The 17,375-nt window shown below is 45.9% G+C and carries 6 protein-coding genes; all 6 read right to left on the bottom strand.

The annotated features are described in order from the left end of the window. Positions 1-76 precede the first annotated feature (76 nt). Positions 77-3,739, bottom strand: coding sequence for a CshA/CshB family fibrillar adhesin-related protein (locus tag CWB65_RS06775; protein ID WP_138740236.1), 3,663 nt, complete (start codon positions 3,737-3,739; stop codon positions 77-79). Positions 3,740-3,741: 2 nt separating this feature from the next. After that, positions 3,742-6,672: a COG1470 family protein gene (locus CWB65_RS06770; RefSeq protein WP_138740235.1), complete on the bottom strand. Its 2,931-nt coding sequence runs from the start codon at positions 6,670-6,672 to the stop codon at positions 3,742-3,744. Positions 6,673-6,682: 10 nt separating this feature from the next. Next, complete coding sequence (locus CWB65_RS06765; protein WP_055022194.1) at positions 6,683-7,258, bottom strand: OmpA family protein; 576 nt, start codon at positions 7,256-7,258, stop codon at positions 6,683-6,685. Further along, positions 7,258-13,512 (bottom strand): DUF11 domain-containing protein, encoded by a 6,255-nt coding sequence (locus CWB65_RS06760; RefSeq protein WP_055022193.1) that lies wholly within the window; start codon positions 13,510-13,512, stop codon positions 7,258-7,260. Before CWB65_RS06760 ends, CWB65_RS06765 begins: the two co-directional genes overlap by 1 nt. A 141-nt stretch (positions 13,513-13,653) precedes the next feature. Continuing rightward, positions 13,654-16,626 carry a beta strand repeat-containing protein gene (locus CWB65_RS06755; protein ID WP_138740234.1) on the bottom strand — a complete coding sequence of 991 codons (2,973 nt, stop codon included), beginning with the start codon at positions 16,624-16,626 and terminating at the stop codon, positions 13,654-13,656. 110 nt (positions 16,627-16,736) lie between these two features. After that, the gene (locus CWB65_RS06750; RefSeq protein ID WP_138740233.1) at positions 16,737-17,204 is read right to left on the bottom strand and encodes a hypothetical protein; all 468 of its coding nucleotides are present in this window, start codon (positions 17,202-17,204) and stop codon (positions 16,737-16,739) included. Positions 17,205-17,375: the final 171 nt, after the last annotated feature.

The following is a 17,375-nucleotide window of genomic DNA, read 5'->3' as shown; positions in this document are numbered from 1 at the left end:
TGGTAAGCGCTAGAAAGTTCAGCTAAAGCCGCATAGTAATTTTGGTGCCAGAGAAACGCGACAACGACCCCATTTTCTATAATGCCGAGCAGCTCGCCCCAACCGTATTTGGAAGCAAGCCTTTCACACGAACATCGAAGCTAAGCTCACCGGTCTCGCCTGGGCCCAACTGCCCCGTAAACTGCCATTGCAATCCGCCTTCGTATCCTTGAGCATTCGCTCCATTTGGAGTTGCAACTTGGCAAGCCGATATACCACTCGGCAGCGTTCCCGGACAGGAAATTGGCTGAGCAAGCTCAGTGAAGGCTGGTACTTGGTCGTAAATTACAACCTCATCCAAATCCATTGTCCCATCGTTAGCAAAGAAAACAGAGTAGCGAATTACATCACAAGGCTTTGCCTGGTTGCTCAATAAGCCTACAGTATCTACATCATCGGCTGTACCGCTTACACCATCGGGACCAATATTACGCACCAACTTATCCAACCGTAAGCGCCCACTCTGCACACCCGTATTATCAAAAGCTACAGCCGAATCCACACGCGCAGTTCCCGAAAGCGCATTATCAGCAGTAATCTGAACTTGATGAAACGCACCAACTGGTGCATTTGCTGGTACAAATACCCGCAGTACTAAACAAATTTCATCACCCGCCACTACGCTTATATTCGTTATTGGCGCGCCCACACTAACATTCTGCGAGCACGATAGATCTTGATACAGCGTTTGCGCCCAATCTAACGTATTTGGCGATTGCGCCTCCACAGTAGCGGAGAAATCTACAACACCTGAAGTTTGTGCTTTATAACGATGATAATAATTGATAGACGAGCCCGGCTCAGAAACACCTTGGTTATCCGGCTCAAGCACAGATTTAGGCACAACACCAAAATTAATATCTTCCCAAACCGTGATCGCCGAGGGCACCACAAAACTCATTTGCCCATCGTCGGCGACAGCCGAATCAACAATGCCCGTGCCCGCATCTTCACTAACCAAGAAAACGCCACCCGCCGGTTGCACCAAGATACAAGCTTGGTTACCAGAATCAGCAATATCAAATTTCAATTGCCAACTGCCATCACCCGCAGTAACCGTTCGCGCAAGCTCGGGAGCCGATGTATTACATTCACCTGGAGCGGTAACGCCAGCAAATGCCCGCACCAACGCCCCCGCAACGCCTACTTCAGAACCATCAATTAAGCCATTATGAGCCGTGCCTGATCCTGTGCCATTATCATTGAAAACCATACCGCGAAGCGTTGCGCCATCAGGCTCGAAACCAATATTTATCTCATAATCTTCAATTTCGCCATCAAGCGCTAACTGGTCCGAAAACGGGATATCTTGCTCACTCGAAAAACGGAAGCGGGCAAACGTGTTCCCCAGTTGAGCATTCGGCGGTACGAATACCTGAACAGTAATGATACCATTTACCGGATTAGTATCCGCAGCACCATTATCTCGCAGGTTGATCACAACATGCTCGCCAATGCCGTTAAATGAACCATCTTGGTTCCAATCTATCCACCCTTGGAGGTAACCTGAACCTACAGTTGCCTCATCTACTTCAATACTGATTGTCGTCTGTTCTCCCGGAACAAAACGAGCAGGTAATAACACGCCTTCATCTTCAACGTGAGCATCCGCATTCGCAGAATTTGTTGGCCCAAGCCGAGGGCTAGGTCGAACAGCCCCGATAAACGGTGTATCCGCTTGCGGCTGCCATGATGCCTGAGAAATCGATGTTATAGGTGTTGCGGTACTTGGTTTACCGCCCGCAGTAGCCTCATAACGAAGATAATGGCCACCACTATCAGGGTATGATGCGGGCAAGTCGCCAAAATCAATCTGTACCGGAACACCAAAACCGATAGCTTGTATTCCGGGATCTATCAACTGCTGCGAGGTAAAAGAAACATCACTTGTTACCGCTAAAAACGAACCACCACCACTACCAGCAGGCGCTACCCGAATTTGTTGGCCAGCAAGCTCCCACGCCATACTTATATCAGCACCAGGAGAAACTTCAATTAACTCCCACGGGGCGCCATTCGAGCGCATTACTAACTGCTCACCAGCATTCGTACTTTCGGCATCTACCACTACCAAATCCATTGGTACTTGAACACCATTAACGCGCTTTTCCCAAACAATATCAAAAGAGTGGCCTGTTCCTGATAAATTCGCCAAACCTACCGGATTCACTCCCGAATACGCAATTTGAAACGCATCGCCAGCCCAAGTGCCGGAAACATAAGGCTGCAGTGGCGCAGTAATATTCCCCAACAAGGCGCGAATTTCTACATTCCCAAATTCCCAACGCTTCGAAACCCAATCACCCGGATTAAATTCATCAAGAGTGCCGCAGCCCCAATCTAACCAATACATAGTGCTTAAAAACGCTCCGGAACCAGAACTAGCTAAGCCAGAGCCAGTAATATCGGTTCCCGTTGGGCATACTTCTGGTGATTCAATAACTTGCAGATTTATCGTAGCTTCATCATCTTCCACAGGTGTCCGTGGGCCGTTACCTGGCCGTGAATTTGGATCTTCCCCCGTACCCGAAATAATTTCCGTAAACAAAGCCCGAGAGCCTGGAGCGTTTGCTATCCCTTTAATCTCAATAGTCCGTGTTTCATTCGCAGGAAGAAAGCCAATAGTCCATAATCCTGTACCTGCATCGTAACTACCCTCGCCCACAGCTTCGGTGAAGTTGAATAAATCGGAAGGAAAAGGGAACTCTACCTGAACTGCGCCTGAACCTGCGGGCCCTTGGTTTTCTACTACTAATTCAAATACCGCTTCTTGGCCGAACTCAAATGAAGGCGTTCCATCAATAAAGCCCCCCGAAACTTCAACATCAAGCGATAAATCAACATCAAAACTCCAAGTACTGGAGAGCAACCCAAAAAACGCGGCACTGTCAAATCGCCCATCCAAGGCATCAGCAATAATTAACGAAACCCGATACGTTTCCCCTGGGGTAACCGGCTCAGCAACCGTTATTGGCGAGGTAAACCCGTTCAACGCGATATCGGTTCCAGCAGGCGTTGCGAGTAAATTCTGCCTATAGAAAAGAGCACTACCACATGTTCCCGACCCACTCGGGTTAGGTTCGCCAATTGTAGAACCGTTGATATTATTGATAGTAATCGTTGTACCACTACCTGGTTCTATGGCCATATTCTTGGCCGTTGTAAATTCACCACCCTCGATGAAAATACCAAAGGCATCATTAAACTGAGAACACGCATAATCAGGGTATTCTTCAGAACCAAATACAAGAGTAAGGTTGAGTCGGTCCCGTTCTGGGGTTACGTCAAAAGAAATAACCACAGGGTCGTTCGTGGCTGTTGATTGCACCACACTTGAAAGCAAGGTATTAGCACTCGTGCCTAGTGCTTGATCAAGGAAAAAGCTCGCTGGGCTAGCTATGTCATTCACAGAACCGGTAGCAAGCAAAATACCTTGGGTAATACCAATCGAAGGCCCTGCATTCTGGACAAAACCTATTTGCTGTCGGTTAACATTACCTGAATCGGTTAACCCGTGCTCAACAACCAAGTTCTCAATGATAACATCGCTAAATTCTGCAGGTCCCAAAAGAGCATTAGCCATTTGCGCCCTGCCCGCAGGTGTATTGAACAACGCATTAATGTCTGCTGCATGTACAGCCGATAACAACGATATTGATCCAGCAGCAAGAACCGCGGCTTTAACTGATTTTTTTTTCATTTTTAGCGCACTCTCAATCCGAAAATGAGTATGGCCTGCTCACCGGCCTGCAATACACCGATATCTGCCTGAATATCGCCAACACCACCATCATTCGGTGTCGTTACATCCGCATTACAGGAACCACTTGGGCTACTGCAATTAAGGGCCGTCTGGAAATAAGTGGTATAAGCTTGAGTTCGGTCGTTAATCAGTACATTAAATACCGGCTCAGCACTTTGATTTCGAGCCGTTAAACGATACAGAACACATTGCCCTGGGTGCACCGGGAAAACACTAGTGCTAAAGCAGCTATCACCCGTGCAGGCCAGCGGGCCATCAGGAACACCATCACAATTACTATCCAAGGCTTGCTCTTTTAAGATAAGCGTGTTTCCTTGGCTCGTTGATGTACTATCAGTAACCGAACGTTCTAAGGTATCCGTGCCTACAGTAGTAGTGAGCGTAATCGTTTTAACATTAATATCCCCAAGCACCGCCGAGGCAGGAGCAAAAACTCGTACATGCACGGTAATTGATTCGCCAGGTAAAAGAATTTCATCTCCATTATCAGTTCCTAAAACGCCACCTAAAGGTATTGTTTCATCTTCTGGACCCCAAACGCCGTTACCATCATCTTCATACACCAATACAGCCCAACCATTGTCATCTTCAGCCTGTGGCGTTGCTGTGAGTTGAATACTCGAAAGCGGTACAGTTCCTGTGTTTTTAATCTGATGGGTATAACTAACACTAGAACCCGGAACAACTTGGTTAAATTGATCTGGGGAAAATGAAATATCAGGCGCGCCGAGTATTTCTACCGCATCCAATTTAATATCTTGTGCGGCACTCAACAACGATGACGCACGAAAATACAGATCATATACATCAACCTCAGCATTTGCAGCCGTTTGCACATGCGCACAAACCAACTGGGCTGAGCCCGCTGGAATAATATCAGTTACATCAATCGCGTTACTCAGAGATGTACAATCCCCAGCCCCACCATCGCGATAAAAACTCACGAGCCACCCAGGATATAGAGTACCAGCCGCAAAGTTAGTGTTACTTGCAGCGAGTTGATATTGGTCTTGACGATCACCTGTGTTATTCACATACAAGGTAAACGTTCCAGTATTACCCGGTATTAATGAAATCGTGGTTACTGCAGTTGGTTCCGGGCCTACACCTGCACCAGGCGCGCTTCCAGCACTCAGCGGCAAATTATTCGTGATATCAACCGTTGCCGGTACCACAGAAAGTAAGATATTACTTACCGCATTGGTTACAGTAGTATCAACATTAGAGGTAGCTGCTAACGTCAGTTCATAAGGGCCACCTACTGCATCGGCCTGCAATTCCACTTCAACAACTACAGGTAAACCACAACGGGTATTGTCTGCGCTCGTAACAAAACGGCCAGAACACGCACCGGTATCAAAATTAGGCAAAGGTATAGGGCCGGTATCTACTCGGCCACTGTTCGAAGTATCCAACAAAGGCGTTGCGCCATCTGCTTGTAACACACGTACAATGGCGTTATCAGGAAATGGGTTTGCTAAGCTAGCGCCAACGCGGTTCAGTGCCCGATCAACATTTAAATCAAAGGTATCAACACCATCACCTGTGTTCCAAATATAGTTAGTAAAACGAATCACCGCGCCTTGCCCAGCTGCCGCGATCTCAACGCGATTTCCCGAATCCAAACTATCATCCACACCGATGTTTATATCAGTAGAGCTATCGTTCACAACCACGCTTGGAGCAGTGGCGGATGATTTTATTTGAAAAGGTACTACGTTGGTATCAAACGGGGTTATTGCGCCACCTACAGGCCCTGAACCGCTTTGCGCATACACAACGGTATTGTCTTCATTGTTATAATAATACCCTGCAATATTCAGTATCCGTCCACCAGTCGAAATACCGCCAACAACCTGTACAGCAAATTCGATATAACCTTCGCCACCAGGCGGTAACGTTGCTAATTCAAACCGCACTCTATCCTGACAATCTACATTTGCAGCTGTGCCATCATATGCACAATAGGAAGCGGGTTCGGTTCCTCCCCCCTCGACGCCATCATCGTCATCAGTTAAAGCGGTATTACCCGTTTGGCTCCAGCGGCCAGAACCAGGCACATACTCAAACCCACCGGTTTGCGGTTGGCCTTGTCCATCAAAAAAAGTTGTCGGTAAAATATCTTCCAATACCACCGACGAGGCTGTGAAATTAGAAACATTTCGATACGCTAAACGCACCGTATAAGGGCCACTGGGGGAACCTCCAACACGCACAGGCATTGATTTCAAAACCTCGATTAGAGGCCCTTCAATAAATTCAACACTATCAACTACCGTTTGGTTTAAGGTATTGTCATCAGAGCTAGTTGCTTCAAGTTCTATGGCAGAAAGTAAAACCGAGCCAGCAGCCCCATTCGCAATCACTTCAATCACTAAACCCCAAGTTTCACTTGGATCTATTGAGTTTGTGAGGTTGGGTAAACATGCGCTGCCATCATCACTACTCAATAAAATTTGACCCGGGTCAGGCCTGCCATCCAGATCAGTATCAGCATAAACGCGCCACTCTGAAACTTGAGCATCCACCGCGCTCACACAAATCTGATATCTATCAGCAACATTACCAATATTCGAAATTGTGTGTGCAAAGTATACCGGTCGATCAGAAATAGCAGGTAAGCGTTGATCAGTTAAAAACTCAAATGCAGGCACTCCCTGAATTAAAGTTTCAACTATATTAGACGTAATACTCCGCTCTTCAGTGGCCTGAGAGCATGAGTCGTCGATGCAAGTACGGTATGTTGCCGATGCTTGGTTTTTAATTACCGTACCAGCGGGTACTACGTCCGCTACCGCGGAATAGGATAGCCCACTGAATAATACAACCAATATAGTTGTGAAAAACCACCTTGTTATTTGCATCGCCACTCAACTTCCCCTATCGAATTGGTTCCGGCGCAACAAACGCCTCTTCATCTGCATCTTGAACTACTCGTAGCGATAACGGACGCCCGTTTGAATCTAAAAGCATCAGTTCTACACGGCGGTTGTAAACTCGTTCAGACACATTGTCATCCGTTGAAAGCAACATTTCCTGACCTGCCGATCCTGTCACCATACGATCTCGTGAAACTCCGTTTTCAGTAAAGTAACGGATCACTGCTTGTAACCTTTCATTGGCTAAACTCAAGTTATAATCAGCATTACCTAACTGGTCGGTAAACGCCTGCATACTGATTTTGTACTCCGGGTTCGCTGCCATGATGTCTAAGTTTGGCTGTAAGCGCAGCTTCTCAGCATCGTTTAACTCGCCCCTATCAAAGCCAAAATAGACCGCAGGCTCCCAACGCGTGGTAATCTCCTCTATCATGGAGTTTACTACCACCACAGAATTAAAAGGCGCTTGGGGTGCTTCACACATTAAATCGTAATCAGCATACAGTTCATCCATACTGGCGCAACCTGATAAAGCCCCCACAAGAAATAACATGCTCAATAATGGTTTCTTTTTCATTAGTTTGCTCCAATAAACGAACGTATGCCGGCAGCTGTATTGCCAATCCAGGCAAAATCATCAGCGCTAATTTTATAATCCAAGCCAATATGGAGGCCTTGCGCATTATAGCCTTCAGGATCTAAATCATTATCTTTAAAGCCACGTACATTATAACCAACACCCATACGCAGATTCTTTCTAATCAAATAGTTAGCGCTTATTCCATAACTAAAGCGTTGCTCATTCTCATCACGAGCACTCATAATACCAGCGCGAACATCGATATCTAAACGCCGAGTCACACCCCAAATAACCCGACCATCAGCAATATAAATAGCATTGCTTAGCGCTAAATCATTTTGCTCAAATGATTGCCACTTACCACCAATTCGGCCCGACAGCACAAGATCGGCTTTCAATTCCAAGTTATGGTGATTGCTTAATACATGAGCAACGCGATCTGGCCCTAAATCGCCGCCCCAATGTTTACGCCATTGATACATGAACATTGAATGATGCTTGTTATCGAGTCGAGGCCGACGAGCAAAACCAAGCGTTACAATATGATCGCCATTTCGTGATTCTGTATCAGAATATTGAACCCGCATATCATTCCGAATCACACCTGACCAATTCTGCGAAATACGCCAAATATTGGCCAAGGAAACACCGTAATAACGGCGGCCGTTACCGAACCGAGTTTCAACTCGTCCAAGCGTTCGCCGATTCGCCGACCGAATATCCTCGAAACCTAAAGAATATGCCGTAGCGGCTTGGCTCTCATTACCATCAAGTACCCGAATCCATTCCACCGACGGGCTCCAAGTTAACCCTGGTTCGATTTCAAAGGCAGAACGAACACCATTCGCTAACGCTACGTCCTGCCCATCTTGGGCACCACGCAAGCGGTATTCAGAGAATAGGTCGGTATTACTAAATGCCCGCGTACGAACACCCGCAACAAACTGCTCCGTTTCTACATCCGAGGTAATTTGATTCATTCCCGCAATGCTATTCAAGAACTCATAACGAGCATAAAAACCTGTATTCTGCGTAATCGCCAGATCAGCATCTGCGGCTATCCGTTGCTTACTTGAGTCGCTAAACGCTTGCTCATATTCCGCACCAAGCGTTAGCGGTTTACCAAACACATCAAAACCACTCGCCAGACCTAAAATATAAGTGCCAAAACGATCATCCCCGTCAGTATCCCGCTGCTCAATAGCACGCGAACCTACGGTAGCCCGAACATTATCAAACTGGCGTAGCGCGAGAAAAGCAACGCTACTTTGTTCTGCATCAGTGCTCAAATCTTGTGTTTTTCGAGCTTCAAATCGAGCAGAAGTTCGTGAAGAAATTTGCTGTTCATGTTCAGCGCGCAGTTCTTCTCTAGCTTCACCAATACCTGAGGTAGGATTACGGAAGCCATCATTAGCGCGAGCCCAACGAATATCAGTAAAGCTGCCGTTTTCCCATTGGTGTTGCAAACCAACGCTCAAAGCATCGCCATCTTCATCAATTAGATTTTGCATCCGCCCGTATGAAGCAAAAGCACGCGTGCGATTCCCCAATTCATAAAGCGAAGTAACACTCGATAAACTATAACCGTCAATATCATGTGAGTTCTCAGTGAAGCTGCCGCTTAGGGTCAAAGAATCAGAAAGCTTATGCTGCAAGCGCGCACCATACACATCGTAATCCACACTGCTACCATCAACATTGTAGGTAATACGTAAAAATACAGGGTTGAACTCATCGTCAACTGAGGGAATGACATCAAAGAAACGTAAATCACCCGTGAAATAATTTATCGAGTAATCAACGCCTCGGCGCAGCGGCCGTGTCTCTATAACTAATCCAGGATTATTTCTATCGCGAACAATAAATTCTATAATTTCAGATTCACGAACTGGCGGCGCTGAAGTTTGGTACAACAATGCCGTACCGTTACCCCGAATTTCTTCAGTTACTTGCTGATAATCAACTTTCGCACCAAACAACTGAAGCCGAGTCGTTTGATTATCAAAAGTGAGATTGGCCCCCGTTAGAATTTGCTGAATACGCCCAACATCTTGGAAATCCGTATTCGCATCAGTAACAAAATCGCCCCAAAGTAACGAACTCGCACCACGTTCTACACGAGCATACACACGGCTTTGGCTTTTTGCATCATACCCACGAATAGATGCATCACCAGAAACCGGATAATAATCACCAGGGTTAAGATCACGGCGTATCTCTTCTTCATCACTCAATGCGCGTTCGCTATCAAAAGCCAACGTTAGGGTTGTACGTTCACCTACAGAGCCCGTTACAAACATACCGCTCTCTAAACCCGATTGTTCTTGTTCGATTGATTCAATATCGGCTGGAACATCACCATTATTGGTAAAATCACCCCAAACTTTTTTCGCTGAAATATAACCCGTAGCGAAAAGTTCGCGGACTGGTGTTATTTGCTGCACCGCAATACTGTCGTTCAAATCGTTAAAGCGAGCATGCACATCTCGAGAGCCTGTTTGAAAAGAGCTAAGTAGATGAATAGTCCCTTTCCCATCAACTATGCGTACCTGTTGGCCCATGGTATCCGGTTGCAAATCCGCTTCCGCAAAACGTAAATCATTACCTAATAAAGTAACTACATTAGAACCACTTGCGTGATAGCCCTCACTATCAAACAGCTCAATTGTAATCGGCATACGAGTTGTGCCGCCATCAGCAAAAAACGGTTCATCCTGAGCGGTTAACTGCAGGGCTTTTGCCGATCCCGGGCGCACAATCATAGTATCAATAAGCGTGCGTAAATTACCAAAGGGGTCTACCGCTTGAACAACAACATGGTTCTCGCCTGGCGTAAACTGCAAGCCATACCAAGTTACAACTTGCCCTTGCTCAGAAATATTTTCGATTTGCTCACCGAGCTGCTCTTTCGCTACTGCCTTGCCATTAATAGTCAACTCTGGTGTAACGCCCGCTTGCACAACAACCTGCAAACGGCCATCGCGGCTAACGCCGTTTTCAGGCCACAGTACCACGCCTGCTGTTGCTTGTTCACTGGTAATAATACGAGCTTGATCAACAGATTCAAGCATCTCAGGAGCATCGGCCAACGGTGAAGTGAGTTGCCCTTCAGCTATTGAAGTTTGTGGCGTCTCGCGCTCAGCAGACCGCATCGGGTCCAAACCACGGCTCAACGTTTCATCGTAAAAGCCACTACCTAAATCACCACCAGCACCGGCACTTCGAATACGTGTTCCAGCAGCTCTGTTGCGCAGAGGATCATTGGCGAGAATACTATCGTAAACCCACTCACTATTTGCGTTTTCTCTACGCGCTTCAATATCCGCCCGCACACGAACGATATTCCGAGCATCAGGGCACGCAATGGCAAAATCAGCTCGATGCATTTCTCCGGGTACTAAATCAACGAACCGGCTTGTTCCATCTCCTGCGTGACGTGTTGTGATCGGTTTTAAAGTAACGCCAGCCGGCATTGTGGCAGGGTCGACAGCAAGTGTTTTTAAACCTGGGCGTAAACCGTGAATACTAAACATGCCATCTTCGTCGGTTACTACCCATGTTCCATCTTGTAGATACAAACGTACACCAGGAATAACCCACTCACCGAGCTCCTGAGTACTTGAGCACGTAGTATCTACAAACACCTTACCAAATATAATACCGCGATCAGATAAAACTCCCTCGTTCCGAACCGTCACTGAAGCTTCTGCTTCATTTGATGTAAATAAAAAGCCACCCTCGTTACGAGCAGTTACATTGGCTTGGTTAACTAATCGACCATTATTTACAGCTACCGACGCGCGCATTACATACGTAATATCAAGCGTAGCACCTGGCTCCAATAATAAATTCGCCCCGTTTTCATCACGTATTCGAGGAAACACTAAATAACCGCCCTCATCACGAACGGGATCTGGTAACTCTATCGCCACACCGTTCCCTACTGTCATTCGAGCGGTCCCTGATTCGTAGCGAAGCCCGTAAGCAGGCTTATCAACGATGCGGAAACCTAACAACGGAACAGCGCTTGAGTTGCTAATACTCAATCGATAAGACACATAATCACCAGCAGCAATAACTTCGGTATCTACCGTTTTCTCTAGAAACAATTCACCCGCCACAAGTGAATCTTCAGGGTCTAATGGAATATCAGGAAACCAAGCTAAACCAAGAGAAAAAGCCCCTTTTGAGTCCCCTTGTTCGTTGGTAGTGGTCATTCCGTCGCCAACAGGCTGTAATCTACCACCGTCACCGAGGTAACCAATTAAGCCATAAGAATGCTCGCCTAAGTTTGAAGAAAATGCGCGTAAGGAAATAGGTGAAACACTTGATGGAAACTCATAGCCATCAGGCGGAGTTACACCAATGTAATAGCAATGGTCTGTTGCCGCACGCGCAAAACTGTACAATCCATCGGAATTCCCACTTCGGTTCATGCTCCCACTATCGAACGCAGGAATTACCTCACCAGTAAATCGATCTCGAGCAGGTTCAAAGTCTTCCGCAGTAAGCGATGCACATGCACTAGGGCCTGCATTCGAGAACACTTGCTTCGATTGAAACAAGCTTACCAGTGCGCCATTAACCGCTTTCCCCGAAGACGTATCAAAAACACGCCCCGAAGGTTCAACTGCAGCAACATCAGAAACGCGAATCATGCGTTGGCCAAAGCCAGCAGCCTGTTCAACTGGCACATCAAACGTAACATTCAGAATATCGCCAAAAGCGCTGTTCAAATAACAACCTTGGCCTAGAACTTCGTTGGTAGTAGTAGTAGATGTGAATTCGAAAGCCGATGCGGCAGTTGCACTGCTCGAACATATTTCACCATCGGCTGTACGAATACCGCTAAGAACCAATGGTTGCAAGCTTCTAAATACACCTGAATTCCGTTCAGTTTCTTTCATGACTACTTGAACCGAATCACCACTCAGCTGTGATTCAACCCGTGCTAATAAAAGTTCAACGCCATTTTCGTGAACGAAATCGTGTTTATCAAGATCCCGATTTAGTTGAGAGGCTACTAATCGAAGAAAAACACCATCCAGCAACGCATCATAACTTTGCTCACCGGGCATCGAATATATGCTGGTATCCATAAAGTGAGCATCATTACTATGTTTCACCTGCCCACTTGCCACCATTTCTGGCCGAGCAGATTGAAAACGAATCTCGGGTACATTCTGGGCGGCTACTGAGTTACACACTCGATTCGAAAATAAAATGTCACTGTTCGTACCCGAAAAGTCAATTTCAGCTTGGTTGTATATCATTGTGTTATTAGAAACACCGGGCTCTATTTGAACCGCAAAAGAAACACTACCCGATTGGTTAGGCTGCACGTTCGCAACCGGAATAAGCAATCCAAAACTCACGGCGGGAACCGTGCCATCCCAACTCTCGTATGGCTGCCAGTTTTGCGATTCAGAGCCACTCAAGCGCACCAATGGAATAGCTTGAATAGGTGAAACATCTAAATCTTGATTAGGAAGTAGGAAAGTATTTGCTGGAATTTTATCCTCCAACACAACGCCTTGATAAGGCACACCGTCAAGTGAAATCGTCCGCGGGCTTGGAAGTGAGGTGCCTGTATTAGAAAATTCAATGCTGTAATGAATCAACTCTCCGGCCGTTAATGGCGCTTCACATTGCTGGTGAGAGAATTTATTTAAAGTAAAAATCGCACCTTCACGAACAATCGCTTTATCGGTAACTGCTTTAACATCGCTCGCATCATGCTGCGATGTTACCGTCACTAATATATCGATTTCATCATTATTCCGTTGATTAGCTCGCGTGTTACCGAGTACAACGATATTAACACTAGCGTCAGGTTCAAGATTTTGAATAGAACTAATTTCTGGTTCGCCAGCATCCACAACACCGTTAGCATTCACGTCATGGTAAGCACGTAAATTTACTAATTCGCCATCATCACCTTCAAGGTTTTCAAACAAAAGCGTGTAGCTATCAATAGAGTTTCCAGTGTTGGTAACAATGTGGTCAAAATGAACTTGCTGCGCGGGGGCAACATATTTTATCTTCTCGTCATCAAGAATAAAACTATAGCTATGTCCAACCATCACTCGCGAAGTATTCGAAATCACTTCATGAGTAATGCCAAACTCTTCGTCATAATAAGAAGCGTGCGCTTGATTGTATATTGCAGTATTCGGTGGCGTATTTGCATCCACTGCAAAGCTTGCCAACAGCAATAAAGCATAAAACGTGTAGGTTGCTACTTTCCACATGCCTGTACCATCCAGGTAACAAAGTTATAATTTTAGTTTTTTATTTCTTATTTTTTAATAAGCTCTCGTTCCAAGAGCGCATTAAAAAATAAAGCCGTTGCACACACTGTATTCACACAGCGCGCACAACGGCTTTAAGTATTAATTAACCACTACACAGAATTGAGCTGTGGCTTGGTCACCCGAAGGCAAGTTACCTACATTCCAATTAACTTCAGGAGCTGTACCACTATTAGGTACAGCATTACCATCAGATAAACGAATTGCATCACGAGCATTCTGGAAGGTTGTAAAGGCAGTTGTTGCATCAGAAATCACAACGTTTTGCGCTGCTGCACTACCTTCGTTCACCGTTGTTAAGCGCCAAACAATGCACTGCTCTGGTAATACCGTTCCACTTGGATTTGCTTCAAACAAGTTATCAGCTGGCCAAGTTGGCGATCCACCTGCACATGCACAGCTCGTGTCAACGAAAGCTGATTTTTGCAAACGCAACTGACGACCAACAATAACTTCAGAACTATCTATTGCTGTGCCTGTAACGTTGGCATTCGAAGCAGTTAGAGTAAACTGATCGATATTGCCAGCTGGTGCTGCCGCTGGAGCATACACAATTACACGTACATCTAAACGCTGTGCAGGCTCTAAGGTGATTACAGGGTTTGCACCACTATTATCAACCTCAATCTGCATAATCGTGCCAGAAGGTGAACGAGCAAATACAGTACCTGTAACTAGGTTATTAATCTGCACCCAAGCATCAGGTTCGCCATTGCCGGTGGTATCAACAAACAACTGCGTGTTGTTCGACCAACCATCGGCAGCCAAGCTATTTTGGCCTGTAATTTCAAGTGCTTCTGTTGAGTTACCAATGTTTGCGATTATGTGTGAATACGTTACATTACCGCCCGGTTGAATTTGGTTCGCACCATCCGGAGTTACATCAATATTCCGATTAGCCGTAACATCAACCGCATCAAGCTTGGTATCGGTAACAGCGCCATCAGAAGTAGAGGCAACCGTGAAAATTATCGGATACGCACCACCAATATCATCACCGTTCACACCACCCACAGCACCTGTAAACTCAGCAAGTGATTGCGATACCACTGCAGATACTTGTACAACTGCTTCATAGTGATAAACCGCGCCACCTGGCAATGCCGGTGAAGAAGAAACCGTATTCCCGGCATTTGCAGCATTGTTAATAACGCCATCGCCGTTCGAATCAATACCCAACTCACGGAAAGTTACCGACCATCCCGCAGGCAAAGTTGACTGTAAGAAAAACGATTGCGAATTACCCGAGTTGTTCGCTAAGAACAATGGGAACGTGGCTGTACCACCAACCTGTGCGGTTTCTGTCGTGATTGGTGTAGTTGCACTAAATGCATCAGCATCCACGCCAGCATCAACAAGATCAACACTATAGCTGTTTGCCAAATCCACTGTTGGAGCTGAGATTTGACCTAAAACTTCAAGTTTAGTGTTACTGGCTGGAGTGGCCGAAGGATCGTTTGCTGATGTAGCACGCATAGTCGCAACAAAAGGTCCGGTACCAGAAAATCCAGCCGGCAGTTGTGCTTTTACTTGGATACGTAAACTTGCGCCTGGAGCCAGCTCGCCAGTATCAGCACGGCCGTTACCATTGGTATCGGTTAACTGCACTGTTCCTGCTTCGTTCCAGAATGAGAACTGTGTACCCGCAGGGAACACTTGCGCACCCGCAGGAAGCGCAGTAGCGCCGGCATAAGCCGCACCTGCGTCGTTCAAAAGTTCAAAATCGATAATGTCTGTACCGTTACCATTGTTGGTAATCACGTTAGCAAAACCAACAGTAGAACCAGCACCAGCAGTATCTTGACGCGCGATATCGTTAACTGAGCCATCGTCGTCCGCTGCATCACCAGTATCCGATACATCAACCGTGTAGATTTGGCCTACAGTAGTTGTTGTGCTATTCGAAGGTACCGGATCATTTGGAGTACCACCGCCATCAGTATCACCTTGCGCAACAAACACGTTACGAATTTGTGAACCTGCACTAACTGCCGTTGGGTCAAATGATACTGTGAAAGTAATTGATACCGTAGTACCCGGAGCCATCGAAGCATTGTTGAAGAAAATACCATCAACCGCAGTTTCACCCGATATACCGTTACCGTTCATATCAATGCCCGCAGGCTCATCAACTTCGGTTAGCACAATAGTAGTAGGATCGCTTGGTATTGCCGTATCAACGCCGGCGGCATCACGGAATGTATCGCCATTAGATGCTAACAAACCATTAATTGCATTTACTTCCACAAAGCTACTATTAGTCGGAATAGTATCGAATATATTTACATTCTCAGCCGTATTCCCACCCGTATTAGCTACTTGTAAGGTATAGCGAACAGTGTTAGTGGCTGCGTTTACTACCGCTGTTTTAGTTGCAACTAAAACGGCATCCGTAGTAACCGTAACTACGTTGTTTAGGCTATCGTTACCATCAGGTGTACCATCGCTATCTGAATCATAAGTACCAGCATCGCTGTTCGTTCCGATATCGAGAACCACACCCGCACCACCGCCAACAGATTGCACAAGTATAGTGGAATCTATTTGTGTACCTAGCGTTGCTGCCGCAGGAACAGGCACAGCAAGAATCAGCTGTACTTGCTGATTTGGGTTTAACGTAACTTGAGTAACAATAGATTCGCCCGCATCTGGCAAACCATTACCGTTCTGGTCCAGATACACGCTGTAGGCTGCACCCGGAGTTGCTGCATCAGACCCAGCAAAACCAGAGAGGTTAAAGGTATCGATTGCGTTACCTGTATTTACAAGGGTATGGCTAAAGTAAACCGTTTGCCCTGGTGCACCATTCAGGTTGCTATCGTTTTCAATTGTTGCTGAATATACTTCAGCTACCGTAACAATTGATTCATTTGATTGAGCCGAGTATTGATTACCGTTAACATCCTCATAAGTAACGGTAGCTCTGTTTCGAATATCGGTTCCCGCAGGCGTAGCTGCCATTGCAGATGCTTGTGCAACAAGCATTAACAAAAGCACACCTAAAGCAAGAACAAATCTTCCAACGTGAGAGCTGTTGGACTTAAAGTTCGTCATAATTTATTTCCCTATTTTTCACGAAAGCGCTTAGCACCAAGGGCTGTTACTATTTTGAGCGAATAGAACTACCAATTCGCTCTCTAATACACACAACAAACCGTTAGCAATTAGTTCACCACTACGCGATATGTAAATACGTGTGTTTCTCCGGGTTGAATTCCAACTAAGGAATTCCACCGAATTTGAGTGTATTCATCCGCAGATATTTCTGTTTGCGTGCCAGAGCTATCTGTAACAATCAGAGGCTCAGCTGCAAAAGAAGTCCCGCCATCAATACTCACCTCAAGAGAGGTCATAATTGAAGCGCTTGCAGAGTTAGCTATATAAGTTGTTTCGGTTGGAATATGGCCTACAATACGCAACCCTGTTATTGGGCGTTCAGATACATTCGTGTAACGCAGCTCATATTCGATAACATCATTTGGGGAAACCGCGTTAGTTTCCTCGCGGATTTCTTCTGAATCTTCCGTTACAATGCGGTAAGTTACTAGTTCACTCTCTATATCCGCTATTGCCGCGTTCGATACACCTAATAATGCAGCTGCAAGCATAAGTGTTAAAAGTATTCTGTACACAGCTCCACTCCTTGATTAATTTTTCACAGTGTTGATTTTATCAACAATGAAAAGATAAAGCAACAATTCGTCTGTAATTTCCAGTTTACCCTCTGATTTCACCTATTCAGCTCCATCCATGGTCAGGTACTTTTTACCAGAGCTCCATTCGTGCTATATCTCCATAATCAC

Source organism: Pseudoalteromonas sp. S554 (assembly GCF_005930865.1).
GTDB lineage: Bacteria > Pseudomonadota > Gammaproteobacteria > Enterobacterales > Alteromonadaceae > Pseudoalteromonas > Pseudoalteromonas marina.
Note: the sequence above shows the minus strand (reverse complement) of the source record. Positions and strands in the feature narration are given on the sequence as shown.

Coding starts and splice junctions, on each gene's coding strand:
- CWB65_RS06755 (WP_138740234.1), bottom strand. CDS start 16,626: ATGACGAACTTTAAGTCCAACAGCTCTCACGTTGGAAGATTTGTTCTT.
- CWB65_RS06775 (WP_138740236.1), bottom strand. CDS start 3,739: ATGAAAAAAAAATCAGTTAAAGCCGCGGTTCTTGCTGCTGGATCAATA.
- CWB65_RS06760 (WP_055022193.1), bottom strand. CDS start 13,512: ATGTGGAAAGTAGCAACCTACACGTTTTATGCTTTATTGCTGTTGGCA.
- CWB65_RS06765 (WP_055022194.1), bottom strand. CDS start 7,258: ATGAAAAAGAAACCATTATTGAGCATGTTATTTCTTGTGGGGGCTTTA.